Here is a 25739-nt window from a genome sequence, read left to right on the forward strand (position 1 = left end):
CACGGCGTCAGCCGGGGAGGAGCTGCTGGCCGCCGTCGATGTCGTAGACGGCGCCGGTGAGGGCGTCGTTGGCCATGATGTGCAGCGCCAGGGCCGCGACATCGGCAGGGCCGACGACACGGCGGATCGGCAGCGACTGCCGCAGCTCCTCGCGGCGGGCTTCGAGCCGGTCGCCGAGGAGCGACGCGGACAGCGGCGTGTCCACGAACCCGGCCGCGATGAGGTTCACCCGGACCGGGGCGATCTCCAGCGCCAGGTTGGCGGTGAGCGCGGGCAGCGCCGCCGTGACCGCGGCCGTGACGGACATCCCGACCGCGGGCCGCCGGCCCCCCGTACCGCCGACGAACAGCAGGGTCCCGCCCGCCCTGACCTTCTCGCGGCCCGCCCGGGCCACCGCCAGCGTCGTCGCGACCCGCCGCCCGAAGTCGTGCCCGGCCTCGGCCAGGTCCATCTCGGCCAGCGGCGTGTAGGAGGGGCTGCCCGCCGTGACCAGCACGTGGTCGACCGGCCCGGGCAGGTCACGGAAGAAGCGCTCCAGCGACGCGGTGTCCTGGGCGTCGAACGCGGCCGTGCCCAGCGGACGCACCTCCTCCGCCGCCCGCTCCAGCCGCTCGGCGTCGCGGGCCACCAGCACCACCTCACCGCCGGCCGCCCGAACCTGCCGCGCCGTCTCCAACCCGATCCCGGCGCTGCCCCCGAGCACCACGACCGTCTGCCCGGCCAGCACCGCGCCCGCGCGCCCGCGGCTGCGCCCTCGGCGCCGCTCACGCCGCGCCACCGCAGCGCACCAGCCGCCTCCGCGGCCACTCCGCCCTCGCCTTCTCGTTCGTCTGCTCCCTCGAATCCTTCGAACGGCAGCGCATGATCGCCTCCGTGCGTCGGTTGCTCCCCCTCCCGCCATTGTGGTGCCGCACCCACCGTCCCGCCTTCCGACGCCGACCGGCCTTTACCGCGACGGTCCCTGCGACGGCAGCCGCCTACGCCCCGGCCCGGCCGCCGAGGAAGCACGCGGACCGGTCAGGGCCGGGCTTCCCGCCGGTGGCCGCCGCGCAGCACGAACCCGGGCACGGCGTCGCCGTAGGCCCCGCAGGCCGACGCGGCCCAGGGCGAGAACTGGCGCGGCACGGCGAGGTAGGGCACCAGCACCGGCGCCGTACGCCGGCGTGAGACGCGCACCCGGACCAGCGCGGGCAGCACGTCCGGGGGCCGGCCCGCCAGCAGGTCGCGGTGGCAGGACTCGCACGCCGGCCACCGTTCTGCCGCCGCCTCCCGGGGGCCGAACCGGGCACGGCGCCCGCGGCGGCCGTCCTGCTTCTGCTCGCGCCGGGCCGGGGCGTGCAGCGGGTTGTAGGAGCAGCGCCGCTTCGCGGCGGGCGGCCGCTGCCCGGCCAGCCGCGCGTGCGCCGCCTCCAGCCGCTCCACCGCCCGCTCGGCCAGTACCACCGCGGCGGCCAGGTCGGGCAGGTCCGCCGCGTCGTCGAGCAGCCGGCCCGCCGCCTCGTACGCCTCCAGGGCCCACAGGTAGTCGCGCTCGGCGTGGCTGCCCGGCGGCGGTGCCAGCTCGCCGGCGCGCAGCGCGTCGCCGGCGTCGGCCACCCGCGCCGTGGCGACCCGCCGCAACTGCTCCAGCAGCGCCGCCCACTCGCGAAGGACCAGCTCCTGCCGCTCCTTCGCCATCGGGCCCGCCCGCAGGCGGCCGCGCGAGCCGGCCGGCCCTGCCTGCGGGCGCCGCAGCAGCGCCGCCCACCACCAGCGACCCACGTCCACGACCTCCTCCGGCGCCGTCCCCCGCGGGCCTCGTGCGCCCGCGGCGATGTCCTCGGGCGCCGATTCTCCCGTGCCCGGGCGCTGTTGTCCCGAAGGGGCCCGGTCTGCCGCCGGCCGGTGCCCTCCGAGCGGGGCGACGGACGGCGCGGGGCCGGTGGGCGGGCTCTCAGCGGGCCGGGACCAGGCGGATCAGGGTGTTCAGTACGGTGTCGATGCCGTCCTGTGACGGCTCGTCGGTGAGCTGGGTGAGCAGCCGGGCCATCGCGGCCAGCAGCAGCGGACTGTCCATCACCCGGTCGTGCAGCAGCGGGCCGTAGCCGACCCGGCCCAGGACCTGCGCTGCCACGAGGTTGCCCAGCCGGTAGTAGCGGCCCCAGCGGCGGCCGATCTCGTCGGGGTAGCGGCGCAGGGCCTGCTCCCGGCGCGGGCCGTGGGGGCGGGTGAGCGCCATCGCGACGGTCTCGGCGGCGATCTCGCCGGCCTCCAGCGCCTGGGCGATGCCCTCGCCGTTCCACGGGCTGATCATGCCGGCGCTGTCACCGACCAGGAGCAGCCCCCGGCCGTACTGGGGGCGGCGGTTGAAGCCCATCGGCAGCGCGGCGCCGCGCAGCGGGGAGTCGGCGTTCTCCTCGGTGATGCCCCACTCCTCGGGCAGCCGGGCCAGCCATCGCTCCAGCGTGCCGCGCAGGTCGACCGCGCCGTGCCGGCGGTGCGGCAGCGCGCCCAGGCCGACGTTCACCCGTCCGTCGCCCAGCGGGAAGATCCAGCCGTAGCCGGGCAGGTCGCGGTCGGTGCGCGAGCAGCGCAGGTCCGCCCACAGCTCCAGGTACGGGTCGTCGGCGCGGGCCGGGCTGCGGTAGTAGCGGCGGGCCGCGGTGGCCATCGGCCTCCGGGTGTCGCGCTCCAGCCCCATCGCCAGCGCGGTGCGGGCCGAGGCGCCCTCGGCGGCCACCACGAGCGGCGCGCGGAACACCGCGGGCCGCCCCTGCGGACCCACCTCCGCGTGCACGCCGGTGATCCGGCCGGAGCGGTCGAGCAGCGGCGCGGTGGCCTTGACGCCGGTGCGCAGCCGGGCGCCCGCGGCGGTGGCGTGCTCGGCGAGGAGCTGGTCGAAGTCGTAGCGGCTGCGGGTCAGCCCGAAGTCCGGGTAGCGGCCCAGCGACGGCCACTCGATGAGCACCTCACGGCCCCGGCACACCCAGCGCATGCCGCGCTGGCGCGTCCAGCCGGGCGCGTCGATGTCCACGCCCATCCGCACCAGCTGGTGGACGCCGCGCGGGGTCAGTCCGTCGCCGCAGACCTTCTCGCGGGGGAAGCCGCCCTTCTCCAGCAGCAGTACGTCCACGCCCGCCCGGGCCAGGTGGAGCGCGGTGGCCGATCCGGCCGGACCGGCCCCGACCACCACCACCTGGGCGTCCTCGCCGGCTCCGGTCTCCTCCTGGGACGGGGACGGGGACGGCCGCACGCTCTTCCCGCGCTCCCCGGACGGTGGGCCGCCCGCCGGCCGCGACGGTCCCGGGACGTTCTCGGACACGCCCTGCCTCCTCTTTCCCACGGCTGCGATCCGTCACTACAACCTCCCCAGCCCATCTGGACCGCACACCTGGGCACCGCCGGGACGGCCCCAACGGACCCTAGTTTTAGTTTATTAGGAATATTCGTTGACAGCCTCGACCGCCGCCCGCACAGTCTTCGGCGAGGCGAGGGCGCGGCGCCCCACCCCCCGAGGACGGCGCGCGCCCGGCACCCGTCTGACGCCCCGTCATTCCCAACTCCCGGGAGACCCACGTGACCCCACACCGTTCCCGTGCCGTGCGCGGGCGCCCGGCGGCCACCGCGGCCGCGCTCGTCGTCCTGGCCGCCGCCGCGCTGCCGGCCACCGCCACCGCCGTGCCGGCCGCCCCGCGGGCCGCGGCGACCGACCCGGCAGCGGGCGCCGACGTCTCCGACCCGGACGCCTGGCAGGAGATCGCCGAACAGGCCGCCGGCTTCGGCCCGGTGGGCGTCCTCGTCTCCAACGCCTACACCGTGGACGTCACCCCCGCCCACACCATGACCCTGGAGTCCTGGGAGCGGCAGCTCGCGGTGAACCTCACCGGCGCCTTCCTCGGCGTCAAAGCGGTGCTGCCCGCCATGCGCGAGCACGGCGGCGCCGTGGTGCTCACCTCCTCCGTCCACGCCCACAAGGGCGCCCCCGGCCATCCCGCCGACGCCGCCTCCAAGGGCGCGCCGCTGTCGCTGTGCGGCCAACTCTCCGTGGAGTGCGGGCCGGACGTCCGGGTCAACGCCGTGCTGCCCGGCCCGATCCTCACCGCCGCCTGGGACCGGGCCGGCCCCGAGGACCGCGCGCGGAGCGTCGCCGAGACCGCCGCGGGGCGCTTCGGCACCTCCGAGGAGGCCGCCGCCATCGCCTTCCTGGCCGCGCCCGAGGCCGCCTACATCACCGGTGCCGGCCTCGTCGTCGACGGCGGCTGGAGCGTCGTGAAGGCGTCCGCGTGACGGCCGCGCCCCGCACCCGCCCCGGAGCCGGCCCGCCGTCCGGCCTCCGGCCGTACCCCCTGCCCTCCCACCCGCCGCACCTCCCGTCGCACCTCCCGTCGACCCGCGGGCCGTACCTCCCGTCGACCGCACCGCAGAAAGAAGGCACCAGGACATGACGCCGTACGCGCGCCGCGGAGTGCACGGACAGACCGTGGAGACCCTCGCGCGCCGGGTGCTCAGCGGCCGCATCCCCGAGGGCGCGACGCTGGACCTGCCCGCGCTCCAGGCGGAACTCGACGTCAGCCTGACCGCCCTGCGTGAGTCGCTGAAGGTGCTCGCCGCCAAGGGCATGGTGGACGCCCGGCAGAAGCGCGGCACCTTCGTCCGCGCCCGCGCCGACTGGAACCTCCTCGACGCCGACGTGCTGCGCTGGCAGTTCGCCGAGGGCGCCGCCGGAACCACCGACACCGGGCTGCTGCGCGACCTCGGCGAGGTCCGCGCCATCGTCGAGCCGGCCGCCTCCCGGCTCGCCGCGCTGCGCCGCGACAACGGCGACCTCGCCGCCCTGGAGGCCGCGCTGGCCGCCATGGGCCAGGAGAGCGACGACGCCTCGCACGCCGTCGAGGCCGACCTCGCCTTCCACCGCGCGCTGCTGGCCGCCACCCACAACGAGCTGCTGGAGCGGATGGAGATGGTGATCGAGTCCGGCCTCGCCCGCCGCGACGAGATCGTCCACTCCTCACCCCACGGCGAGGACCCGGTGCCCAGCCACCAGGCCGTCCTGGACGCCGTCCGCGACCGCGACCCCGACGCCGCCGAACGCGCCGTGCGCGCCCTGCTGGAACAGGCCGTCCGCGACCTGGACCTGGCCCACGGCACCGGCCGCCGGGACGCGGCCCCCTCCGGCCCGAAGGAGAACTCGTGAAGATCGCCCGCGTCGAGACGTTCCTCGTCCCGCCCCGCTGGCTGTTCTGCCGGATCGAGACCGACGACGGCCTGGTCGGCTGGGGCGAACCCGTCGTCGAGGGCCGCGCCGAAGTGGTCCGGGCGGCCGTCGGGGTCCTCGCCGAGCACCTGGTGGGCACCGACCGCTGCGCGTCCAGGACCACTGGCAGATCCTCACCAAGGGCGGCTTCTACCGCGGCGGCCCCGTCCTGTCCAGCGCCGTCGCCGGCCTCGACCACGCCCTGTGGGACATCGCCGGCAAGGCCTACGGCGCGCCCGTGCACGCCCTGCTCGGCGGGCCGGTCCGCGACACCGTCCGGGTCTACGCCTGGGTCGGCGGCGACGAGCCCGGCCAGATCAGCGAGCAGGTCGCCGCTGCCGTCGCCGGAGCGGATCGCCGAGCTGCTGGCCGCGCCGGAGGAGCTTTGGCGCGCGCCGGGCGGCGCGCGTCCTTAGCCGGACGAGCCGGCCGAGCCGGACGCCGCATGTCCTCAGCGGAGCCCCTTCAGCAGCAGGGCGACCATGCGTGACGCCGTGTCGGCGTCGCTGCCCGGGTACGGGACGCAGAGGTTCGCGATCGCCCCGAGGATGTCCAGCGGCTCGGCCGCCGCACGAATCGCGCCGGCGCGGGCCGCGTCCTCCAGGAGCTTGCCGAGCACGGGCTCGGCATGGGACTGGAAGTACTCGGGAAGGGCGGCGTACGCCGGGTCGCCGGAGTGCAACGCGGCGGCGAGGCCCCGCTTGGTCTGCAGGAACTCCCGGTAGCGCTGCACCCACAGTTCCAGCGCCTCGCCGGGCGGGTGTGCCTCGGCGATGGGCGCCGCGGCGGCGACGCACTCGTCGAGCTCGCGCCGGAAGACCGCCGCGATGAGGTCGGACCGCAGCGGGAAGTGGCGATAGAGGGTGGCCGTGCCGACGTCGGCCCGCGCGGCGATCGCGCGCACGTTCACGTCGACCCCGTGCTCGGCGAACTCGTCCCTCGCGGCGGCCAGCAGGGCGTCGACGTTGCGCTGCGCGTCGGCTCGGGGCATCGGCGACTCCGTGGATCGGCGGTTGCTAAGCGGGACAGCGTCCCATATAGTCATTCGGGACAGTGTCCCACTTAGGCCATCCTAAGGCACCCGTCGGACGCCGGCAAGGAGACGTGAACCGGGCAGACGACCTCGTCGGCGTCGTCCCGCACGGCGATCGCGTCGCGTCTCCCCATCGGCGGTCGAGCCGTCGCGGGACACCGGGCGGCCAGGTCCCCCGAGCCGTCCGACGGCGGCACCATGCCAGCCGCAACCCGTGCCCCGGGGCCCGCCGATCCTGCGAACGACCAGATCAGACCCACGACCGACTCACGACCAAAAAGGTAGGACCACCATGCGGTACCGCACCCTCGGCAGCACCGGCATCCACGTCAGCTCCTACGCCCTCGGCGCGATGATGTTCGGCGCGATAGGCAATCCCGACCACGACGAGTCGATCCGGATCATCCACAAGGCCCTGGACGCGGGCATCAACCTCATCGACACCGCGGACGTGTACTCCCACGGCGAGTCCGAGGAGATCGTCGGGAAGGCGATCAAGGGGCGCCGGGACCAGCTGGTGATCGCCACGAAGTTCGGGATGCCGATGGGCGAGGACCCGAACCGGCGCGGCGGCTCGCGCCGCTGGATCATGACGGCGGTCGAGGACTCGCTGCGTCGGCTCGGAACCGACCACATCGACCTCTACCAGATGCACCGGCCCGACCCCGGCACGGACCTCGGAGAGACCCTCTCGGCACTGAGCGACCTCGTCCGCGCGGGCAAGATCCGCGCGTTCGGCACCTCGACCCTCCCCGCCTCCGACATCGTCGGCGCCCAGTGGATCGCCGAGCAGCGGGGGCTGGAGCCGCCGCGCACCGAGCAGCCCGCCTACTCGATCCTCAGCCGCGGCATCGAGCGCGAGGTCCTCCCCGTCGCCCAGCGTCACGGCATGGGCGTCCTCGTCTGGAGCCCGCTCGCCCAGGGCATGCTCACCGGCCGGGTGCGCAGGGGCCAGCCGACCGACCTGCGCCGCGCCAGGATCTTCACCCACCTCAGCGACGAGCGCCGGATCGACGCCGTCGAACAGCTCATCCCGATCGCGGAGCAGGCCGGCCTGAAGCTCACCCACCTGGCCGTCGCCTTCGCCATCGCCCACCCCGGCGTCACCTCGGCGATTCTCGGGCCGCGCACGATGGCCCACCTCGACGACTACCTCGCCGGCACCGACGTCGTACTCACCGACGACGTCCTCGACCAGATCGACGCGATCGTCGCACCCGGCACCGACGTGGGCCGGCTCGACATGGCCTACAACCCGCCGGCCGTCACGGACCCGCTCCTCCGCCGCCGCGACGTCACGAACCGCTCCGCCGTCTGACGGGCACCGGCGCCCGAGGAAGGACTGTCATGGCTGCCACCACCCGCGGCGTCTCGACGGTCGCGGCGCACGCCGACGGCTCCCGGCGTACGAAGCTGCCCGGCCCGGTCCGTCTGCTGGGGGCCGTCGCCTTCCTGATGGGCACGGCCGAGATGATCGTCTCGGGGCTGCTGCCGGAGGTCGCCCACGGGCTGCACGTCACCGACGGCGACGCCGGACTGCTGATCACGGCGTTCGCGGTCGGCATGATCATCGGCGCTCCCGTGATGTCGATGGCCACCCTGCGGCTGCCGCCTCGCGCGACGCTCGTGATCGCGCTGCTGGTGTTCATGGCCGGGCACGTTGCCGCCGCGCTGAGCGACGACTTCCGTGTGTGGCTGGTGGCACGCTTCGTCTGCGGCGCGGTCACGGGGACCTTCTGGGCCGTCGGGGCGGTGCTCGCCGCAGCCGCGGCGGGACCGGCGGCCAGCGTCAGGGCGACGGCCGTCATCGCCGGAGGGCTGACCCTCGCGAACGTGCTCGGCGTGCCGATCGGCACGGCACTCGGCCAGTGGCTCGGGTGGCGATCCCCGTTCTGGACGCTCGCCGCACTGGCCGTCACGGCCGCGGCCGTACTCGCCTTCACCCTGCCCGGCTCGGCACGCGGCGCCGCGAGCACCCTGACCGCGGAGATGGCATCGCTCCGGAAGAGACCGCTGTGGCTGGTCCACCTCGGCGCCGTGCTGCTGCCCGCGTCCTTCGTCTGCGTGTACGGCTACGTCGCACCGCTGCTCACCGACCGGGCAGGTCTTGCCGCCGCCGCGGTGCCGCCGGTCATGCTCGGTTACGGAACGGCCGGCATCCTCGGCGCGGTCGCGGGCGGCAGGTTCGGCGACCGCGGACCGTTCCGCGTCGCGATCCCGTCCGTCGCCATGATCGCCGTCGTCCTCGCGGCCCTCACCCTCTGGGGAGCCGACTCCGTCGCCGCCGTCGTGCTGTTCGTCCTGCTCGGCGCCGTCGCGATGGTGGCGCAGCCCGTCCTCATCGCCACGGCGGGCCAGCTCACGGCCCCGACGAACACGCTCGCCATCGCACTGACCGTCTCCAGCCTCAACGTCGGAATCGCTCTTGGCTCCTGGTCCGGGGGCGCGATGCTGTCGTCGCCGCTCGGTCTTCGAGGACCGAGCCTGCTCGGAACCGGCATAGCGGCACTCGCCGTCATCGCCTTGGCCCTCGCGGCCACGAGCGTTCGGCGGTCCGCGAGACCTGCTGCCCGGCCGCATTGACCCGGGAGGTCCGGGACGCGGCTGGGGGATGTGGCTGGGGAGAGGCACCCCACCCGTTCCCCACCCCGTCCCGGCCCGGTTCCGTTCCCGATCCGGCCGGTCCGGTGCCGTTGCCCGGTGCGCGCAGGGTCGCCGCGCGCCGGGTGCCTGCCCGCCGCTCGCGGGGCCGCCGACCCGGGCCCCGACCCGCCGGCGGCCTCCGGCAGGGCGCCGTCAGGGCGCCGGTACGGAGCGCGCGGCCGGCCGACCACCACAGAACCGCCACCCGTACGCCTCGCTGCGGCTGCCGACCAATGCTCTCCTAGTGACATGGACCACATCACATTCCTCGTGAGCATGGTCATCGTCACCGCCCTCGCGTTCGACTTCACCAACGGGTTCCACGACACCGCGAACGCGATGGCCACCTCCATCGCCACCGGGGCGCTGCGGCCCAAGGTCGCGGTCGCGATCAGCGGAGTGCTGAACCTCGGCGGCGCCTTCCTGTCCACCGAGGTGGCGAAGACGATCTCGGGCGGGATCGTCGACGACCAGCTGGTCACACCGGGGATGATCTTCGCGGGGCTGATCGGGGCGATCGTCTGGAACCTCACCACGTGGCTGCTCGGGCTGCCGTCCAGTTCCTCCCACGCGCTCTTCGGCGGGCTGATCGGCGCGGTGTGGGTGGGTGCCGGGCGGCACGGCGTGAACTTCGGCGAGGTGTTGGACAAGATCCTCATCCCGGCGCTCGCCTCGCCGCTGGTGGCGGGCGCGGCCGCCCTGGTGGCGACGTACCTCGCGTACCGGCTCACCGCGAAGGTGAAGGACGTCGGGACCGGCAAGGACGTGAAGGGCGTCGGGACCGGCAAGGACGTGAAGGGCGGCGTCGGCAAGGACGTCGAAGGCAAGGACGGTGAGAGCGGCGGGGGTGCCGAGGAGCCTCAGGGCGACAAGGACACCACGGTCACCCGGGGCTTCCGGGCCGGCCAGGTCGTCTCCGCCTCGCTGGTCTCGCTCGCGCACGGCACCAACGACGCGCAGAAGACCATGGGCGTGATCACCCTGGCGCTCATCTCCTGCGGCGCCCTCGGGCCCGGCTCCGGCCCGCCGGTGTGGGTGATCTTCACCGCCGGGGCGGCCATCGCGGCCGGCACCTACGTCGGCGGCTGGCGGATCATCCGCACGATGGGGAAGGGCATCGTGGACATCCAGCCGCCGCAGGGCTTCGCGGCGGAGTCCTCGGCCTCGGCCGTCATCCTCTCCTCGGCCTCCGTCGGCTTCGCGCTGTCCACCACGCAGGTGTGCTCCGGGGGCATCCTCGGCGCCGGAATGGGGCGGCGGCTGGCCGAGGTCCGGTGGGGCGTCGCCGGGCAGATCGCGCTGGCCTGGCTGGTGACCCTCCCGGCCGCGGCGGCGGTGGGCGCCGTCGCGGCGAGCGCGGTGGTCCACGGCGGCACCCTCGGCACGGTGCTCATCGCCGTGGCGGCGATGGTGGTCGCGACGGTGATCGTGCTCCTGTCCCGCCGCAACCCGGTCGACGCGCGGAACGTCAACGACCCCGTCGAGGTCCCGCGCCGGGAGGTCGCCGACGTGAAGGCCGGCGTGTGAGGCGGTCGGCGCGACGCGGTCGGTGCGACGCGGCGGTGCGGGGCGGTCGGTGCGACGCGGCGGTGCGGGGCGGTCGGTGCGACGCGGCGGTGCGGGGCGGTCGGCGCACCCGGTGGAGGCGCGTTCCGGAGGCGCGGGGGCCAGGGACGTCGGGCCGACGGCCGCAGGACCCCGGACGGACGGCAAGGAGGGATCGGCATGAACGTCAAATGGGGCTCGCTCGGCGAGGTCGCGCTGGTCGGCTTCGGCGCCACCGTGGGGGTGGTGCTCGTCTTCACGCTGGGCGTGCGGGCGCTGGCCGCCCGCGAGCAGGCCCGCGCGCACGGGGGAAGCGGAACCGGCCTGTTCCAGGCCGCGGCGGCCTGCTTCACGGTGTGCGGGCTCGCCGTGCTCTACGGGCTCTACCTGCTCGTCCCGCAGTTCCACTAGGCGCGGCTCCGGCTGGCAGGTGGACGCGGTTCCGGCAGGCGCGCGGTTCCGGCAGCCACCGGCCTTCGACGGGCGCGCGGCTTCGTCAGGCACGCGGCTGCGAGGCGCGCCGACCGGAGAAGTAACCAGTTGTTGACATGGGGCGCGGGCGGACGTACGGTGGTATCTATCCAGATGGTTACATGTCGGGTTGGGGCGGCACGGAGCCGCGAACCCGTCCTGCGGGAGGAACGACCATGACGACAACGCTCATCACCGGAGCCAACAAGGGCCTCGGCTTCGAGGCCGCCCGGCGGCTCCTGGCCGCGGGCCACACCGTCTATGCCGGTGCCCGGGACGCCGAGCGCGGCCGGGCCGCGGCCGAGCGGCTGGGGGCGCGGTTCGTACTGCTCGACGTCACCGACGACGCCTCCGTCGCCGCCGCGGCCAAGGCCATCGAGGCCGAGGGCGGGCTGGACGTGCTGGTGAACAACGCCGGCGTCGAACCCCGGAAGGCCGACGGAGGCTTCGTCCCGTTCGCGGAGGTGACCGCCGACTCGGTGCGCGCGGTGTTCGAGACGAACGTGTTCGGCCAGGTCCGGACGCTGCAGGCGTTCCTGCCGTTGCTGGAGCGGTCCACCGCCCCGGTCGTGGTCAACGTCAGCAGCGGGCTGTCCCTGACCCGTGAGCTCGCGGACCCCGAGTCTCCGACGCGCTTCTACCCCGACCTCGCCTACCCGTCCTCGAAGGCCGCGGTCAACATGCTGACCGTGCAGTACGCGAAGGCGTTCCCCGGTGTGCGGATCAACGCGGTGGACCCCGGCTTCACGGCCACCGACCTGAACCACCACGCCGGCACCCAGACCGTCGAAGAGGGCACCGAGGCCATCGTGCGACTGGCGCAGATAGGCGCCGACGGCCCCACGGGCGGCTTCTTCGACGCCAACGGACCTCTCGGCTGGTGAGGCCGCAGGGCTCGGCGGAGCCGCCACGTCCCGGTCCGACCAACCGATCCGTTACCTCTCTGTAGGGTGAGGCCATGTCCGAAAGTGCGGCCCAGCGCAAGCCCCGCCCCCGCGACGCCCAGGCCACGAAGGCGATCCTGCTGCGCGCCGCGACGGCGGAGTTCGCGGACCACGGGCTCGCCGGTGCCCGAATCGACCGCATCGCGGAGCGGGCGGGCGCGAACAAGCGGCTGCTGTACGTGTACTTCGGGGACAAGAACCAGGTCTTCGAGGCGGTCGTGCAGGACCAGGCAGAGGCCGTCCTCGCCGCCGCCCCGCTGGCCGACGGCGACCTCTGCGCCTTCGCGGCGGCCCGGTACGACTACGTCCTGGCCAACCCCGAGGCCCGGCGGATAGCCACCTGGCGCTCCTTCGAGCAGGCCGAACCCACCGAGGCCGAGGTCGACAGCTTCCGGGACAGGGTCGAAGCGGTCGCCGCGGCACAGCGGGCCGGGAAGCTGCGCGCCGACCTTCCCGCCGTCGACCTCTTCGCGATCGTGCTGCGGATGACCGAGAGCTGGCTGAGCGCGCCCCCGGCCCTCAAAGCCGTGGGCGGCGACCCCCTGGACGGCGAACGCCTCAGGGAGCACCGGACGGCGATGCTCGAAGCGGTGCGGAGCATCGTCGAGCCGCGCCCGGCGGCTGTGACCGATCAGCTGCCCGCACGCCGACCGCGCTGACCTCGCAGGTCAGCAGCCGAGCGCCGGTCGTCGAACCCGGGGATGGATCGGTCTCGGAGCAGGCATCGGGTCGGGGGGAGATGCTGGGGAGTCATGAGCGACCTGGGCCACCACATCGCGATCGTCGCCGTGCTGGACCCCGATGGCGTCAACGGCTTCCTCAACGCTCTCACCGGCGCGTCCGGGACCGGGGCCCTGCTGTGCCCTGGGGTGTGACGGAGCTCGACGCGTCGGCGGCCCGGTCGGCCGTGGCGCGCACCGCGGAACGTGTGCTGCTGAGGCGGGGCCGTGTCGGGCCCGCGGGATGCCCCTCGGCCCGTCGTGAAGGGTGCCCGCCCGTGCGGGGACGCGACGGCACGGGGCGGCTGCCGTGCCGGGCCGGACCGTTGTCAGTCGAACCGGAGGACGAGCTTGCCGCAGGCGCGTCCCGACAGGCTCAGCTCCGCGGCGGTGCGCCAGTCCTCCAGCGGGAAATGCCGGGCCACCGGCACTGAGAAGAGCCCATCGGCGGCCAGCTGTGCGTACTCGCCGAGCACGTCGTAGCGCAGTGCGTCCATGCCGCCGGCGGAGCCCACCCGCGCGCCCGGTTTCCCGGCCCTCGCGAAGCCGGTCAGCCTCAGCACCTGCTCCGACGCCTTGGTGCTGCTCCCGAGGGCCGACGCCGCACCCTTGGCCAGTGCGGTGTCGAGGGCGGGATCGACCGGCCCTCCCGCGAGCGCCGTCACCCGTTCGGCCATGCCCTCGCCGTGGCTGGTCACCTCGGCGCCGACCTCACGCAGGGCGTCGGCGTAGGTCTCCCCGGCCGTGGTGATGACCCGTGCCCCGCGCCGGAGCGCGATCTGCGCCGCGGCGTATCCGACGGCGCTCCCGGTGCCGTGGACGAGCACGGTCGCGCCCTCGTGTATGCCGAGTTCGTCCAGGCCCCGGTAGGCCGTCTCCACCGCCATCGGCAGGGCCGCGGCCCGGACCGGGTCGAGCCCCGCCGGGCGCGGGGTCCAGAAGTCGACGACGACCAGCTCCGACGCACCGGCGGTCGGTCCCGTGAAGGGAACCGGGGCGATCACCGGGTCGCCGACCTTGACGCCGGTCACCCCGTCGCCGAGCCCGTCGACCGTGCCGGACACCTCAAGCCCGATGCCGCGCGGCAGGTCCCCGCCGAAGAGCCCGCCGCACAACGCCCAGTCCGCCGGGGTCAGCCCGCACGCCTGGACCCTGACGCGGATCTGGCCAGGTCCGGGACGCGGCGGCTCGGTCTCGTCGACCCGCAGGACATCGAGTGCTGAACCGTACGAATGGAAACGAAGGGTACGCATCAGTCCTCCACATCAGTGACAGCAGTTGCTGTCATCACTGAGGTTAGCAGAGTGATGACAGCAACTGCTGTCGCTATACTCGTGTGATGGCACGCTGGGAAGGCAACACGCGCGGTCGGCTCGAACGGGCCGCGCTGGACCTGTTCGACGAGCAGGGCTACGACCGCACGACGGTCGCGCAGATCGCGCAACGCGCGAACCTCACCGAGCGGTCGTTCTACCGCTGGTTCGCCGACAAGCGCGAGGTGCTGTTCGGCGGCAGTGAGGACCTGGAGAAGCACCTCGTCTCCTTGATCGACGCCGCTCCCGCCGGTACGGCTCCGCTGCCGGTGCTGCTGGCCGCCTTCGCCACCGCGCCGAAGGTGTTCCGCCCCCGCGAATTCCTGCGGAAGCGGGTTGCGGTCGTGGCGGCCAATCCGCCGTTGCAGGAACGGAACCTGATCAAGATGGCGGTGCTCTCCGAGGCCGTCACCGCCGCCTTGCGCCGCCGCGGCTGCGACCAGCACGAGGCGCAGCTGACCGCCGACGTGGGCATGGCCGTCGTCCGCCAGGCCATCGAACGGTGGACGGCCGACGAGGAAGCCGACTTCGCCCGGCTGCTGTCGGCCGGCGCGGCGGAGCTGCTCGCCATCGCCGCCGACGGCGTCCCCGGTCCCAGCCCTTCAGCCTGACATGATGGCCGTTCGGAGCAGTGACCGAGCGGCTGGGAAAAGGTGCGGCGGGACGGTGCGCGGGCCGGTAGTGTCACGGCGACCGCGACATCGCCCGAGGAGGTGAGACCCATGAACGCTCTATCCCTGTGGGTGCTCCCCCTCCCCGTCACGGCCGGCGACTGACGTTGACGTCGCCGGGAGCGCCTCCTGACAAGGCACTCCCGAAAGGCAACAACTCATGCACCCCTTGCAGTTCACCGCGGAGTCGTCCTCGCACGGCATGGTCGGGCGCGACTTCACCGTGGGCGAGGTCCCTGGCGTCCTCTGGTCGCCCGCGTCCGGCACCGATCGAGCCCCCCTGGTGCTGATGGGGCACGGCGGCGGCACGCACAAGAAGGCGTCGGCGATGACGGGCCGCGCACAACTCCTCGTGAACGGTTGCGGCTTCCACGTCGCCGTCATAGACGCGCCAGGTCACGGGGACCGGCCGCGCACGGCCCACGACGAGCGGGAGATCGCCGCACTGTACGCGGCCAGGGCGGCCGGCGAGCCCGAGGGTCCGATCGTCGTCCGTTACAACTCCCACCTGGCGGAACTCGCCGTGCCGGAGTGGCGGGCGACCCTGGACGCCCTCCAGGAACGTCCGGAGATAGGCGCCCACGGACCGGTCGGCTACGTCGGCATCAACATGGGCACCGCGATCGGAGTGCCGCTGGCGGCCGTCGAACCCAGGATCACCGCCGCGGCCTTCGGCCAGCACTGGCCCGACGCCCTGGCCGAGAGTGCGCGGCGGATCACCATCCCGATCGAGTTCGCGCTCCAGTGGGACGACGAGCACATCCCGCGCGAGGCCGGTCTCGCGCTGTTCGACGCCTTCGCCTCGAAGGAGAAGACGCTGCACGTCAACGCGGGCAGGCACAAGGAACTGCCCAGGTTCGAGGCCGACAGCGCGACCAGGTTCCTTGCCCGGCACCTCGCCCGTCCACTTGCCGCGCAGGTCTGACCCGGCGTGTCGACCTGATGCGAGGGGCGTGCTCCCGACCTGAGCGGTGCGGCGTCCGTCCGGCAGGACGGACACCGCACCACGGCCCGGAGTCAGCACCGCCGTGCCTCCTCCGGCCCGTCGGTCAGTTGACGTGGATGAAGATGACGTCACCGCTGACGTCCACGTTCCGCTGGTCCTTGAGGAAGTTCACCTGCACGACGGAGCCGTTCCGGTTCACCCGGACGTAGCCCGCGTTGTTCCCCGAGTTGAGGTAGGTGACGCCGTACACGGCGACGGGGAGGTCTCCCGCGTTGGCGAAGCAGAGCTCCTCGCCGGACGGCTGCTTCCACAGTTGCAGGAAGTCCGTCCGGTTGTCACAGTCCACACGGTCGACGGCTGCCTTCGACGGCGCGGCCGTCGCCGTCACGGCCGATCCCGCGACCATCGCGGCGGCGAACGTGACGGCGACGGCCGCCTTGACGGTCTTGTTGACGTGGAAACGCATGCTGCTCCTTCGGGCTTTCGTGCCGGCGCACGACTTTTACCGTGCCCTCGAACGCACCGCTCCGGCAGGACCCGGGCGGAAACATGCGAGAGCTTGAGTGGGCGCAGAAGAATGCGCGTCGCCCCTACGGACTCAGCGGCCACCGCACAAGGCTGTCCGGCCGTGAAAAATGAGCACCGCAGCAGGTCGGAACGGCGTCGCCGACGTGCTTGGGCGGACGGAGGAGAAACGGAGGAGGAAGGGAAGAGGATGTGAACGCACAGCCCTTGGTACATCTGTGCGCACCATCACTTTAGCGTGGCGGATTGGGGAAGTCATTACTTTTTCCGCAAGGAATTCAGGTGATTCGATAAAGTGGGAAAATAGAATCAACCATTCCTCCGAAGAATGCCCTGCATTTCCGGAGTCCAGATGGAGCCTGTCCGGAGTCCGTCCTGACGGCGGCCCCGTCCCGCCGGGGGAGAGGGGTCGATGCGCGCGCCACGGCCTTCGCGCTGAGCTGCGGGGAGGCCGGATGGCCGGATAGGGAGAGCGGATAAACTGCCCGTCGGCCCCGGTGTGCGGGGGAGTGCCCCGGGGAGTACGGGGGGAGCAAAGGGCGGCGGCAGTATGCAGATCGCGGTGGACGACCTCTCCGGGCCGGAGATCGCCGGGTTCCTCGACGAGCACGTGCAGCAGATGCGGTCCATCTCGCCGCCGGAAAGCGTCCACGCTCTGGACCTGGAAGCCCTGCGGGCCCCCGGCATCACCTTCTGGGCGGTGCGCGACGACGGCGTCCTCGTCGGCTGCGGCGCGCTGAAGCGGCTGGACGACGGCCACGCGGAGCTGAAGTCGATGCGCACGGCGGCCGCCCGCCGGGGCGCGGGTATCGGGTCCCTGCTGCTGGGGCACATCATCGAGGAGGCACGCGGGGCGGGCGTCTCCCGGCTGAGCCTGGAGACCGGCGCCGAGGACTTCTTCCAGCCCGCCCGGCGACTCTACGAGCGGTTCGGCTTCGAGCGCTGCGAGCCCTTCGCGGACTACCGGCCCGACCCGCTCAGCGTCTTCATGACAAAGCGTCTCTGACGGCCGAGGCGCCGTGCGCCGGAACCGCGCCCGGTCCTCGGCGAGCACGGTGGACCCGGCGGCCGGGGTGGACCCGGCGAACCCGGTCGGGGTGGCGGCCGCGCGGCAGTCGGCCGGAGGCGGGGCCCGGCGGAAGCGCCGAGGGATGCTCGGAGCCCCGCTCGGCCGACGCCTCGGCCAAGCGGGGGAGTCTCAGCGAGCGGCCCCGGTCTCCACCGGGCGGGACTCGTCCCGGCTGTAGGCGGACCAGCCGCCGACGTAGAGCCGGCCATGGCCGAGGCCCGTGTGCTCCAGGGTCAGCAGGTTGTGGCAGGCCGTCACCCCGGAGCCGCAGTAGGAGACAACCCTCGACGCGGTGTTCTGGTCCACTCCCGCGGCGGCGAAGTTCTCCCTGATCCGCCGCGCGGGCAGGAGGCGTCCGTCGCCGTCCAGGTTCTCCCGGCACGGGACGTTCACCGCGCCCGGGACGTGGCCCGGACGCGGGTCGACCGGGTCCTGCCGGCCGACGAAGCGGTCGCGGTTGCGGGCGTCGACCGCCAGGACGTCCGGCCCGGTCACCTCGTCGGCCTCGGCCAGCAGCCGCGCCGGCCAGGGGCGGACGGAGAAGTCGCCGGCGGCGGGTACCGGCTCCTCCGCGGTCAGGGAGTCGGGGTGCGCCGCGAGGTAGGCGGTGAGTCCGCCGTCGAGGACCGCCGCGCGGCGTCCCGTGGTGCGGAGCATCCACACCAGCCGGGCCGCTATGACACCGCCCTGGTCGTCGTAGGCGACGACGATGTCGTCGTCGCCGACCCCCAGCGCCCGCATCCCTTCGGCGAACACCTCCGGCGACGGCATCGGGTTCCGGCCGCCTTCCAGCGTGGCGGGCCCGGTCAGCCAGCGGTCGAGGTCCACGAACACGGCGCCCGGCAGGTGTCCCCCCTCGTACGCGGCGCGCCCGGAACGGCCGTCCAGGTACCACCTCGTGTCCGCGAGAACCACTCGCCCCGGCAGGTCTTCCAGCTCCTCGGTCCGTGCGAAGGGCGGGATGTCTACGAGTTCACTCATGGGTCGACCTTAGCCACCTGTCCATTATGTGAGCCACAGAGTTCCGAACTGCGAGACGCTGGCCCGCCGGTCCGCCGTGCCGACGGGCGCGGGCTCAAGCGGACGGCGGGGCCGGGGACCAGATGCCCAGCCACTGTTCGGCGCCCCACTCCTCGTACCGTCGCACCTCGGTGAACCCCAGCTTCGCCGCGAGGCGCATCGAGGCGGTGTTGGCGGTCTGGGTGGTGAGCACCACCGGCTCGCCGGGAAGCGCGTCGGCGAACCAGCCGAGCGCCGCCGCGCACGCCTCGGCGGCGTACCCGTGTCCCCACGCCTCGGGCAGCAGCAGGTAGCCGAGCTCGGCCTCCCCGGCGTCCGGACGGACGCGGCTCCGGTGCTCCGCGTCACGCCGGTTGAGCTCGATGACGCCGATCATTGCCCCGTCGAGATCGACCACGAAGAGGCCGGGGCGCCCCTTGGGTGTCTCGGGCAACGCGCGTTCGAGCTCGGCACGCGGCCGGGGGCCGCCGACGTAGGTGCCCACCTCCGGTGAGGTGAACAGCTCGACGAACGCCGGGCGGTCCCGGGCCTCGGGCCCGCGGAGCACGAGCCGCTCGGTCCTGAGGGGGGTGGCGGGCGGCCAGGGCAGGGGCTCGGGCTCGGTCGTAGCGGTCACGGCGGGCAACCTACCGCGGCCCGTCGGGCCGGGGTCCCGGACGGTCGGCGGCGGTGGTGGCGGCTTCCGGTCGAGTGGACCCCGTTCCGGTCCCGCCGCCCCACCGTGAACGTCCGGCGCAGCCGTCACCTCTTGCGCATATATGCGGACGTCCTGTGTTGAGTTTTCGTTTCGCCCGCCTGTCGGGCGTCCGTTCCGCGAGACGGCGCGCGGCGGAAGCGGCGGGATTGCCCGGCGCCGGACGGATTGTCCGCGCCGGGCAATTAACCCGACCGGAACGCCAACGAAATGCAGGCGTGGATGTCCAATGGGCCCGATAATTCAAGGCGATCAACGTCTTTCGTTCGGCATTCCGCAGGTCGTAGGGTCGCGGTGCGCGGTCGTTCCCGGACCGGGAACGGAGCCGCGCGTGCCACTGGCTCCACCCATCCCCCCGCGTTCCGTATCCCGTTCCCGCACCGGACAGGACACCCGCGCATGCCGACAGACCTTCCCGTTCCCGCCGCACAGGCCCCCGGCGCCGGCCCCGAGCCCGCCGCCGCAACCGCCGCCCACGGGCCCAGCCGCCGTGCCCTCATCGGCGGTGCCGCCGCCGTGACCGGTGCCGCCGCCGTCTCCGTGGCGGTGGCCGGCCCCGCCTCCGCCACGCCCGCCACCCGGGCGGCCACTCCCGACGCCTCCGCCGCCGCCCGGCTGACCGCCGCCCTGCCGAAGGTGTCGGCGATCCCGCGCCGGGCGCGGCTGGTCGACTACGAGGTGGTGGAACTGGCCGCGCTGCTGCGGGCCCGCGTCGTCACCGCCGTGCAGGTGACCACCGCGTACCTGGATCGCATCGACCGCCTCAACGGCCCCTTCGAGACCTACGGCGACAACGGCCTCTACAACGCCTTCGTCCGTGTCGACCGCGACGGCGCCCTGGCCGCCGCCGCTGCCGCCGACGCCCGCTTCGCCCGCGCCCGGCACACCCGCGAGGAGCTGCCGCCGCTGCTCGGCATCCCCTTCGGCGTCAAGGACTCCGTCGCCGTCAAGGGACTTGAGGCCAAGGACGGCAGCCACGCCTTCGACGGCAACGCCGCCCTGCGCGACGCCACCGTGGTGAAGCGGCTGCGGGACGCCGGCGCGGTCATCCTCGGCCACACCGTCGCCTCGGCCTTCTCCGGCTCGATCACCGGCACGTTCGCCGGCAACGCCTGGAACCCCGCCTACGTGCCCGGTGGTTCCAGCCAGGGCTCCGGCGTCGCCCCGGTGGCCCGGCTGGCCGCCGCGGCCATCGGCGAGGAGACCGGCGGCTCGATCATGATGCCCTCGGCCGCCAACGGGGCCAGCGGCATCAAGCCCTCGCTCGGCACCACCCCGGTGGCCGGCCTGATGCCGCTGTCGCCCGGGTACGACGTCCTCGGCCCCATCGCCCGCTCGGTCCGTGACGCCTCGCTGATCCTGTCGGTGATCCTCGGCCCCGACCCCGCCGACGACCCGCTCAGCCTCTCCGCGCCCGACCCGTTCCCGGCGATGCCGCTGACCGCCCGCACCGGCCGCAGGCCGCTGGCCGGCACCACCATCGGCATCCCGCAGACCGACTGGATGCGCACCAGCCGCGGCGTGCAGTCCGGTACCTCCCCGCAGGACACCTACGACGCCGACCACCTGGCCGCCTTCGACCGGCTCAAGGAGCAGCTGGCCTCGCTGGGCGCCACCGTCAAGGAGTTCCCGGGCCTGGACGTCACGGTCGCCGCCAACGACCCGTACTTCTCCACCACCGACGTGCTGGCCACGGTCGACGGCTCCCCGGTCTCGCCGTCCTCCGCGGTGCTCAGCCCCAACCGGTACGAGATCCGCTACTGGGACGCCGTCAAGGACTTCGCCGCCACCCGCCCCGCCGACCAGGCCGCCGCACTGCTCGCCCAGTACGGCCGCAAGGCGCCCGGCGAGGCCGCCGCGTCCTTCGACTCCGCGACGCGCTTCGCCGGTCTGATACCGGCCTCGGTGCGGGCCGAGGGGGAGCACCGGCGCCGCACCCTCCAGGCCAACTACCAGGCGGCGCTGGACGCGGCCGGTGTGGACTTCATGCTGGTCTTCTCCATCGGCGCCCAGATCGGGCTGCGGGCCGGCGGCGGCTTCCCCGTCTACCGCGCCTACTACCAGCTGCCCAACGCGCTGACCTGGCCGATGGTCTCCTTCCCGGTCGGGTACGACAGCACCGTCGGGCTGCCGATCTCCGCCCAGTTCTGGGGGCCGCGCTTCAGCGAGCCGCTGATCGTCCAGGCCGCCCTCGACTACCAGGCGCACTACCCGCAGTACCACACCGCCGCGCCGCCCGACCCGGTCGCCGCCGCGCCCAAGCTCGCCCCGCGCGTCCTGCGGGCCGAACCCGCCACGCCGCCCGAGCTGTCCAACGACCCGCTGGTGGCCGAGGAGGCCCTGCGATGACGTTCCTCACCGTGGCCTGGCAGCCCGTCGTCAACGCCGGCCTGCCCCCGCAGCACCCGGCGGACGGCACCCGGCCCATCGCCACCGTCGGCTGGCTGCCCAAGCTCGGCACCGCCTTCTACCCCTACCCGAACGACGATCCCGACGCCCCCGCGAGCGAGGCCAGCACCGTATGACCACCACCCGGCGCCGCACCGGCGCCCCCGCACCCGCCCGCAGACGCGCCGCCAGAGGCGCCGCCGCCCTCGCGGCCACGGCGCTCTCCCTCGGCGCCGCCCTGGCCGCCGCGCCCGCGGCCTCCGCCGCCGCGCCCGGCGCCGACTCCGGCACCGTGGCCTCCGGGCACGACTGGTCCGTCACCCGCGCGGCCGGCGGCTACCTCGTCCGACTCCGCCTGGACCAGGCCCTTCCGGTCCGCGACGACGTGCCCGAACTCACCGTCGGCGGCACCGACCTGGGCCCGGCCGCGGAGTCCGCCGACGGCCGCACCCTCACCGCCGCCACCACCGACCCCGCGGCGGCCCGCGCCACCGCTGTGAGCTGGCACTGGTCCACCGGCGGCGACAGCACCGCTACCGGACCGACCACCCTGCCCTCGACGAGCGCCCAGCTCGCCGCCCAGCAGCGCACCCGGCAGCACGGCGGCGCGCGACCCGGCGGCACCGGCACCACCGCCGCCGACCCCACCACCGTCGGGCACGGCGCCTACACCGTCGCCGACTACGACTTCGGCGCGCAGTCGATCCCGCTCGCCGACATCGGCGGCATCCGCGGCGAACTCGAAGGCCGCGTCTACCTGCCGGCCGCGCCCGGCCCGCACCCGCTGGTCGTCTTCCTGCACGGACGGCACAGCTCCTGCTACAACACCACCACCCTCAAGGGCGCCAGCGGCTGGCCCTGTCCGGCCGGCACCGCTCCCATCCTCAGCTACGCCGGCTACGACGGCGCCGGCGACGCGCTGGCCGCCGACGGCTACACCGTGGTGTCCATATCCGCCAACGCCATCAACGCCAACGACAACCAGCTCTCCCCGGACGACGGCGCCGGCACCCGCGGCCAACTCGTCCTGGACACGCTGACGATGCTCAAGAAGGCCGACACCGGACGGCCCGTCAGCTACTTCGACGCCGCCACCGGCAAGGACACCACCCTCGACCAGGCCCTCGCCGCCGGCCGCACCACCTACCCGGGCGGCACCGTGACCGCCCGCCGGCTCGTCGGCACCATGGACTTCTCCCGGATCGGGCTGATGGGCCACTCCCGCGGCGGCGAGGGCGTCGTCACCGCCGCCACCCTCAACGAGAGCCTGGCGCAGCCCTGGGGCATCCGCTCGGTCTTCGCGCTGGCCCCGATCGACTTCACCCGCGCCACCCTGCCCGACGTCGTCACCACCACCCTGCTGCCCTACTGCGACGGGGACGTCTCCGACCAGCAGGGCCAGCACTACTACGCCGACTCCCGCGACGGCACCTTCGCCGACGACGTGCAGCGCTCGAACGTGTGGGTCATGGGCACCGACCACGACTTCTACAACTCGTCGTGGACGCCGCCCTACCCCGGCGCCTCCGACGACTGGTCCCGCTCCGACGACCCGGTCTGCGGCACCAGCGCCACCGCCCTGGCCTCCGGGCAGAACATCCGGCTCACCGCCGACCAGCAGTACCAGGTGGGCTCCGCGTACGTGGCGGGCTTCTTCGAGTCGACCCTCGGCCACCAGGACGCGTTCCAGGGCATGTTCGACGGCTCCGGCCAGGAACCGCCGTCCGTCGCCGGCTACGCCGACGTCCGCACCGTGGCCCAGCAGCCCGCCGCCGACCGCGCCGACATCGCCACCTTCAAGGCCGCCTCGCCCCTGGTGACGGCCACCGGCGCCACCAGCGCCGCCGTCTGCGCCAGCTACCCCGGCCGCACCACCGTGCAGGCGCTGCCGTCCTGCCCGGCCGACGGCAGCACCCTCGCCAAGCAGCAGGTGCCCTACTGGACGCCCGCCAACTACGCGCCCAACGTGCCGCTCAACCCCATGACGCACATGGCGTGGACAGACGCGGCCGGCGCGCAGGGCACCACGGGCGCCGGGGGAACGACCGGCGGTGCCGGCGGCGTCGCCGTCACCGTGCCGCCGAGCGCCCGCGACGCCTCCCGGTACGACGACCTCACCGTCGACATGTCGCCCGACGAGTCCGTCGCGACCGCCACCGACGTCCGCCTCAGCGTCACCGACACCCGGGGCCGCACCTGGAGCGCGCCGGTCTCCTCGCTCAACCCGTGGGGGGTGCGCCGGATGCCGGGCGCCGCCGGCACCACCCTGCTCAGCAAGATCGTCCTCCAGCAGGTGCGGGTGCCGGTGAGCACGCTGCGGAAGGCCGGCGTGGACACCTCCCGGCTCGCCCGGGTCGCGTTCACCCCGCTGGCGGGCCCGGACGGCACCACCGGCGGCGGAGTGTACCTGTCCGACCTCGCCCTCGAACGGTCCGACCAGGGCACCCCCGCCGCCCACCCCAGGACCGCCGTCGACGTGGCCTCCACCGAGGTCGAGGAGGGCGACGGCCCGGCCACCGACCACCTCGCCGTCTACCTCACCCGGCCCAGCGCCAGCCCGGTCACCGTCTGGCTGAGCGTGCTCGGCGCGGCCACCGGCCCCGTCGGCCCCGGCGCCCAGGAGGTCACCTTCCCGCCCGGCGCCACCTGCCGCGCCGTCGCCGTGCCCGTCACCGGCGACACCGCGCCGGGCACCGCCGCGACCACGGCCTACAAGGCCGCGGTCTCCGACCCCTCCGGCGCCGTCCTCGGCGGCCAGGACTTCGGCACCCTGACCGTCCGCGAGGACGACGGCGTGACCGGCACCGCCACCGCGGCTCCGCCGGTCGGCCCGCAGGGCGACGTCTGCGCCGGACACCAGGGGCGGGGGCACTGACCGCCCGGGCCCGGCGGACACCCCGCCGCGGGCCCGGCCCGCCCCCGCGCGCCGCGCCCGCCGCCACCCGGAGCACCCCGGGCGGCCGGCGGGGCGCGGCACGTCCCGCTCCGGCCCGGTGGCCCCGTGGCCCGGCGGCCGGGTGAGACGCGCCGGGCCGGAGGGGGAGCGCCACGCGCCGAGGCCCGCCGTACGGTAGGGATGAGAGCCAGGAAGGACGCTGCGGCGGCGCGCCGGCGGTGCCCGGACAGGACGCGGACGGCGCCGGGCGCACTCGGCAGGAAGGCACCCCATGCCCCTCAACCGGCTCGGCCTGGTGGTCCACGAGGCGCGGCCCGTCGCGGTCGCCACCGCCTACCTGGTGCACAACTGGTGCGAGGAGCACGGCATCCCCTGCGCCGACATCGACGTGTGGCGCGAACCCCGGCTCTCCGGCAGCGAGGAGGCCCAGGCGGCCGGCCACCCGGACGTCATCGTCACCCTCGGCGGCGACGGCACCTTCCTGCGCGGCGCCCGGATCGCGGCCCACGACGGCGCCGGCGTGCTGGGCGTGAACCTCGGCCGGGTCGGCTTCCTCACCGAGGTGGCCTGCGACGACATCATCCCCGCCCTGGAGGCGGTGCGCCGCGACGAGGCCCAGGTGGAGGAGCGGCTGACCCTCACCCTGCGCACCTCCCGGCCGCTCGCCGTCCCCGACGACATGGACGCGCTGCTGCGCGGCCGCGGTCCCGGCCTGCCCCCGCCGGCCCCGCGCACCGGCGACACCGGGTGGGGCGTCGCGCTCGACGTCGCGGCCCTCAACGACGTGGTCCTGGAGAAGCTCGCCCGCGACCGGCAGGTGGCCGTCGCCGTCTACGTCGCCGGCCACCTGCTGGCCTCCTACTCCGCCGACGCGGTGATCGTCGCCACCGCGACCGGCTCCACCGCCTACAGCTTCGCCGCCGGCGGCCCGGTGCTCTCCCCGCGCGTCGAGGGGCTGGTCTTCACCCCGGTCGCCCCCCACATGCCGTTCAACCGGACGGTGGTCGCCGCCCCCGACGAGCCGGTCGCCGCGAAGATCCTGCCGCACTCCGGCCAGGTCGCGGTGAGCATCGACGGCGAACTGCGCGGCGTACTCGGCCCCGGCGACTGGGTCGGCGTCTACCCGGCCCCTCGGCGGCTGCGCCTGCTGCGGCTGCGGCCGGCCGACTTCTACCAGCGGCTGCGGGAGCGGTTCCGGCTCTCCGACGCGCCGGCCACCGCCGCCGACGGGGTGGCGCCGGAGACCTTCCCCCCGCCGACGCCGGAGATCCCCGAGGACATGTCCTCGCTGCGCCTGCCGCCGCCCGCGCGGTGACCCGGCCCGCCCGGCCCGAGGCCCGGTGGGCCGGCGGTCCGGCGTGAAGCGGTACACGCCTGCCTGTGGCTGACGTGTCTACATGTCGTCAGTAACCCTTTTCGGGGATCGAATCGTCTGCCGTGCGACCCCCCGCGTCTCCGGCACCGGCCGCCGCACCGGCGTGAGCGGCACCCCGGCGCGCCGCCGGACCCGGCTGCGCGCTGCGGGAGTTCGCGGCCTCCATCGGCGGCGGCGTCACCGGTGCCGTCGCCACCCCGCCGACCCGGACCGCGCCGACCCGGACCGCGCCGACCTCGCGCCGGGCCGCGGCG

Annotated in this window: 24 protein-coding genes and 1 pseudogene; 17 read left to right on the forward strand and 8 right to left on the reverse strand. The window is 74.4% G+C overall.

All coding sequences use genetic code 11. The annotated features are described in order from the left end of the window. Nucleotides 1-7: 7 nt before the first annotated feature. From BS72_RS30175 to BS72_RS30185, 3 genes are all read right to left on the reverse strand, one after another. Nucleotides 8-778 (reverse strand): SDR family oxidoreductase, encoded by a 771-nt coding sequence (locus tag BS72_RS30175; RefSeq protein WP_051951838.1) that lies wholly within the window; start codon nt 776-778, stop codon nt 8-10. A gap of 239 nt (nt 779-1017) precedes the next feature. Further along, nucleotides 1018-1761, reverse strand: a complete 744-nt coding sequence (locus BS72_RS30180; protein ID WP_157856360.1) for a hypothetical protein — start codon at nt 1759-1761, stop codon at nt 1018-1020. Nucleotides 1762-1933: 172 nt separating this feature from the next. Beyond that, nucleotides 1934-3232 carry a geranylgeranyl reductase family protein gene (locus BS72_RS30185; RefSeq protein ID WP_037918355.1) on the reverse strand — a complete coding sequence of 433 codons (1299 nt, stop codon included), beginning with the start codon at nt 3230-3232 and terminating at the stop codon, nt 1934-1936. A 323-nt stretch (nt 3233-3555) separates the two neighbouring features. Here BS72_RS30185 and BS72_RS30190 point away from each other — a divergent pair, with 323 nt between their 5' ends. The 3 genes and pseudogenes from BS72_RS30190 to BS72_RS34910 all read left to right on the forward strand — a co-directional run. Then, complete coding sequence (locus BS72_RS30190) at nt 3556-4266, forward strand: SDR family NAD(P)-dependent oxidoreductase (protein WP_232792578.1); 711 nt, start codon at nt 3556-3558, stop codon at nt 4264-4266. 154 nt (nt 4267-4420) lie between these two features. Beyond that, nucleotides 4421-5173, forward strand: a complete 753-nt coding sequence (locus BS72_RS30195; protein ID WP_051951839.1) for a FadR/GntR family transcriptional regulator — start codon at nt 4421-4423, stop codon at nt 5171-5173. Beyond that, nucleotides 5170-5547, forward strand: a pseudogene (locus BS72_RS34910) (galactonate dehydratase); the annotation flags it as partial. The gene BS72_RS30195 and the pseudogene BS72_RS34910, both read left to right, overlap by 4 nt. A 137-nt stretch (nt 5548-5684) precedes the next feature. On the opposite strand, the gene BS72_RS30200 reads toward BS72_RS34910, so the two are convergent. Beyond that, on the reverse strand, nt 5685-6224 hold the full coding sequence (locus BS72_RS30200) for a TetR/AcrR family transcriptional regulator (protein ID WP_078901754.1): 540 nt from the start codon (nt 6222-6224) through the stop codon (nt 5685-5687). A 334-nt stretch (nt 6225-6558) separates the two neighbouring features. Between BS72_RS30200 and BS72_RS30205 the strand changes: the two genes are divergently transcribed. The 7 genes from BS72_RS30205 to BS72_RS39350 all read left to right on the forward strand — a co-directional run bounded on the left by BS72_RS30205 (nt 6559) and on the right by BS72_RS39350 (nt 12744). Then, nucleotides 6559-7584 carry an aldo/keto reductase gene (locus BS72_RS30205; protein WP_037915023.1) on the forward strand — a complete coding sequence of 342 codons (1026 nt, stop codon included), beginning with the start codon at nt 6559-6561 and terminating at the stop codon, nt 7582-7584. Nucleotides 7585-7613: 29 nt separating this feature from the next. Next, nucleotides 7614-8849 carry an MFS transporter gene (locus BS72_RS30210; protein ID WP_051951840.1) on the forward strand — a complete coding sequence of 412 codons (1236 nt, stop codon included), beginning with the start codon at nt 7614-7616 and terminating at the stop codon, nt 8847-8849. A gap of 309 nt (nt 8850-9158) precedes the next feature. Further along, complete coding sequence (locus BS72_RS30215; protein WP_037915024.1) at nt 9159-10436, forward strand: inorganic phosphate transporter; 1278 nt, start codon at nt 9159-9161, stop codon at nt 10434-10436. Between the two features lie 198 nt (nt 10437-10634). Then, a complete protein-coding gene (locus tag BS72_RS30220; RefSeq protein ID WP_037915025.1) occupies nt 10635-10865 on the forward strand; it encodes a hypothetical protein in 231 nt (76 codons plus the stop codon). A gap of 236 nt (nt 10866-11101) precedes the next feature. Then, the gene (locus BS72_RS30225; RefSeq protein ID WP_037915027.1) at nt 11102-11809 is read left to right on the forward strand and encodes an SDR family NAD(P)-dependent oxidoreductase; all 708 of its coding nucleotides are present in this window, start codon (nt 11102-11104) and stop codon (nt 11807-11809) included. 74 nt (nt 11810-11883) lie between these two features. Beyond that, nucleotides 11884-12528: a TetR family transcriptional regulator gene (locus BS72_RS30230; RefSeq protein WP_051951841.1), complete on the forward strand. Its 645-nt coding sequence runs from the start codon at nt 11884-11886 to the stop codon at nt 12526-12528. Between the two features lie 93 nt (nt 12529-12621). After that, a complete protein-coding gene (locus BS72_RS39350; RefSeq protein WP_265736814.1) occupies nt 12622-12744 on the forward strand; it encodes a hypothetical protein in 123 nt (40 codons plus the stop codon). Between the two features lie 173 nt (nt 12745-12917). Here the strand turns inward: BS72_RS39350 and BS72_RS30235 are convergent, their stop codons facing one another. Further along, entirely contained in the window at nt 12918-13841 is a 924-nt protein-coding gene (locus BS72_RS30235; protein ID WP_037915028.1) for an NADP-dependent oxidoreductase, read from the reverse strand. A gap of 86 nt (nt 13842-13927) precedes the next feature. On the opposite strand from BS72_RS30235, the gene BS72_RS30240 reads away from it, so the two are divergent. Beyond that, nucleotides 13928-14512 carry a TetR/AcrR family transcriptional regulator gene (locus tag BS72_RS30240; RefSeq protein ID WP_037915030.1) on the forward strand — a complete coding sequence of 195 codons (585 nt, stop codon included), beginning with the start codon at nt 13928-13930 and terminating at the stop codon, nt 14510-14512. Between the two features lie 220 nt (nt 14513-14732). Further along, nucleotides 14733-15497 carry a dienelactone hydrolase family protein gene (locus tag BS72_RS30245; RefSeq protein ID WP_037915031.1) on the forward strand — a complete coding sequence of 255 codons (765 nt, stop codon included), beginning with the start codon at nt 14733-14735 and terminating at the stop codon, nt 15495-15497. Nucleotides 15498-15621: 124 nt separating this feature from the next. Here the strand turns inward: BS72_RS30245 and BS72_RS30250 are convergent, their stop codons facing one another. After that, nucleotides 15622-15984 (reverse strand): beta/gamma crystallin domain-containing protein, encoded by a 363-nt coding sequence (locus BS72_RS30250; protein ID WP_037915033.1) that lies wholly within the window; start codon nt 15982-15984, stop codon nt 15622-15624. Nucleotides 15985-16593: 609 nt separating this feature from the next. Here BS72_RS30250 and BS72_RS30255 point away from each other — a divergent pair. Beyond that, on the forward strand, nt 16594-17049 hold the full coding sequence (locus BS72_RS30255; RefSeq protein WP_037915035.1) for a GNAT family N-acetyltransferase: 456 nt from the start codon (nt 16594-16596) through the stop codon (nt 17047-17049). Between the two features lie 192 nt (nt 17050-17241). Here BS72_RS30255 and BS72_RS30260 read toward each other — a convergent pair whose 3' ends face one another. After that, entirely contained in the window at nt 17242-18093 is an 852-nt protein-coding gene (locus BS72_RS30260) for a sulfurtransferase (RefSeq protein WP_051951842.1), read from the reverse strand. 94 nt (nt 18094-18187) lie between these two features. Beyond that, a complete protein-coding gene (locus BS72_RS30265) occupies nt 18188-18748 on the reverse strand; it encodes a GNAT family N-acetyltransferase (protein WP_037915036.1) in 561 nt (186 codons plus the stop codon). Between the two features lie 477 nt (nt 18749-19225). Between BS72_RS30265 and BS72_RS32905 the strand changes: the two genes are divergently transcribed. The 4 genes from BS72_RS32905 (at nt 19226) to BS72_RS30285 (ending at nt 25425) form a co-directional block, all read left to right on the forward strand. Then, entirely contained in the window at nt 19226-21175 is a 1950-nt protein-coding gene (locus tag BS72_RS32905) for an amidase (protein WP_078901755.1), read from the forward strand. Next, the gene (locus tag BS72_RS30275; RefSeq protein ID WP_037915038.1) at nt 21172-21351 is read left to right on the forward strand and encodes a hypothetical protein; all 180 of its coding nucleotides are present in this window, start codon (nt 21172-21174) and stop codon (nt 21349-21351) included. The genes BS72_RS32905 and BS72_RS30275 overlap by 4 nt, the downstream gene beginning before the upstream one ends. Then, a complete protein-coding gene (locus tag BS72_RS36870) occupies nt 21348-24089 on the forward strand; it encodes an alpha/beta hydrolase (RefSeq protein ID WP_037915039.1) in 2742 nt (913 codons plus the stop codon). The genes BS72_RS30275 and BS72_RS36870 overlap by 4 nt, the downstream gene beginning before the upstream one ends. Before the next feature lie 292 nt (nt 24090-24381). Continuing rightward, nucleotides 24382-25425, forward strand: coding sequence for an NAD(+)/NADH kinase (locus BS72_RS30285; protein WP_037915041.1), 1044 nt, complete (start codon nt 24382-24384; stop codon nt 25423-25425). Nucleotides 25426-25739: the final 314 nt, after the last annotated feature.

It is taken from the genome of Actinacidiphila yeochonensis CN732, assembly GCF_000745345.1.
Classification (GTDB): domain Bacteria; phylum Actinomycetota; class Actinomycetes; order Streptomycetales; family Streptomycetaceae; genus Actinacidiphila; species Actinacidiphila yeochonensis.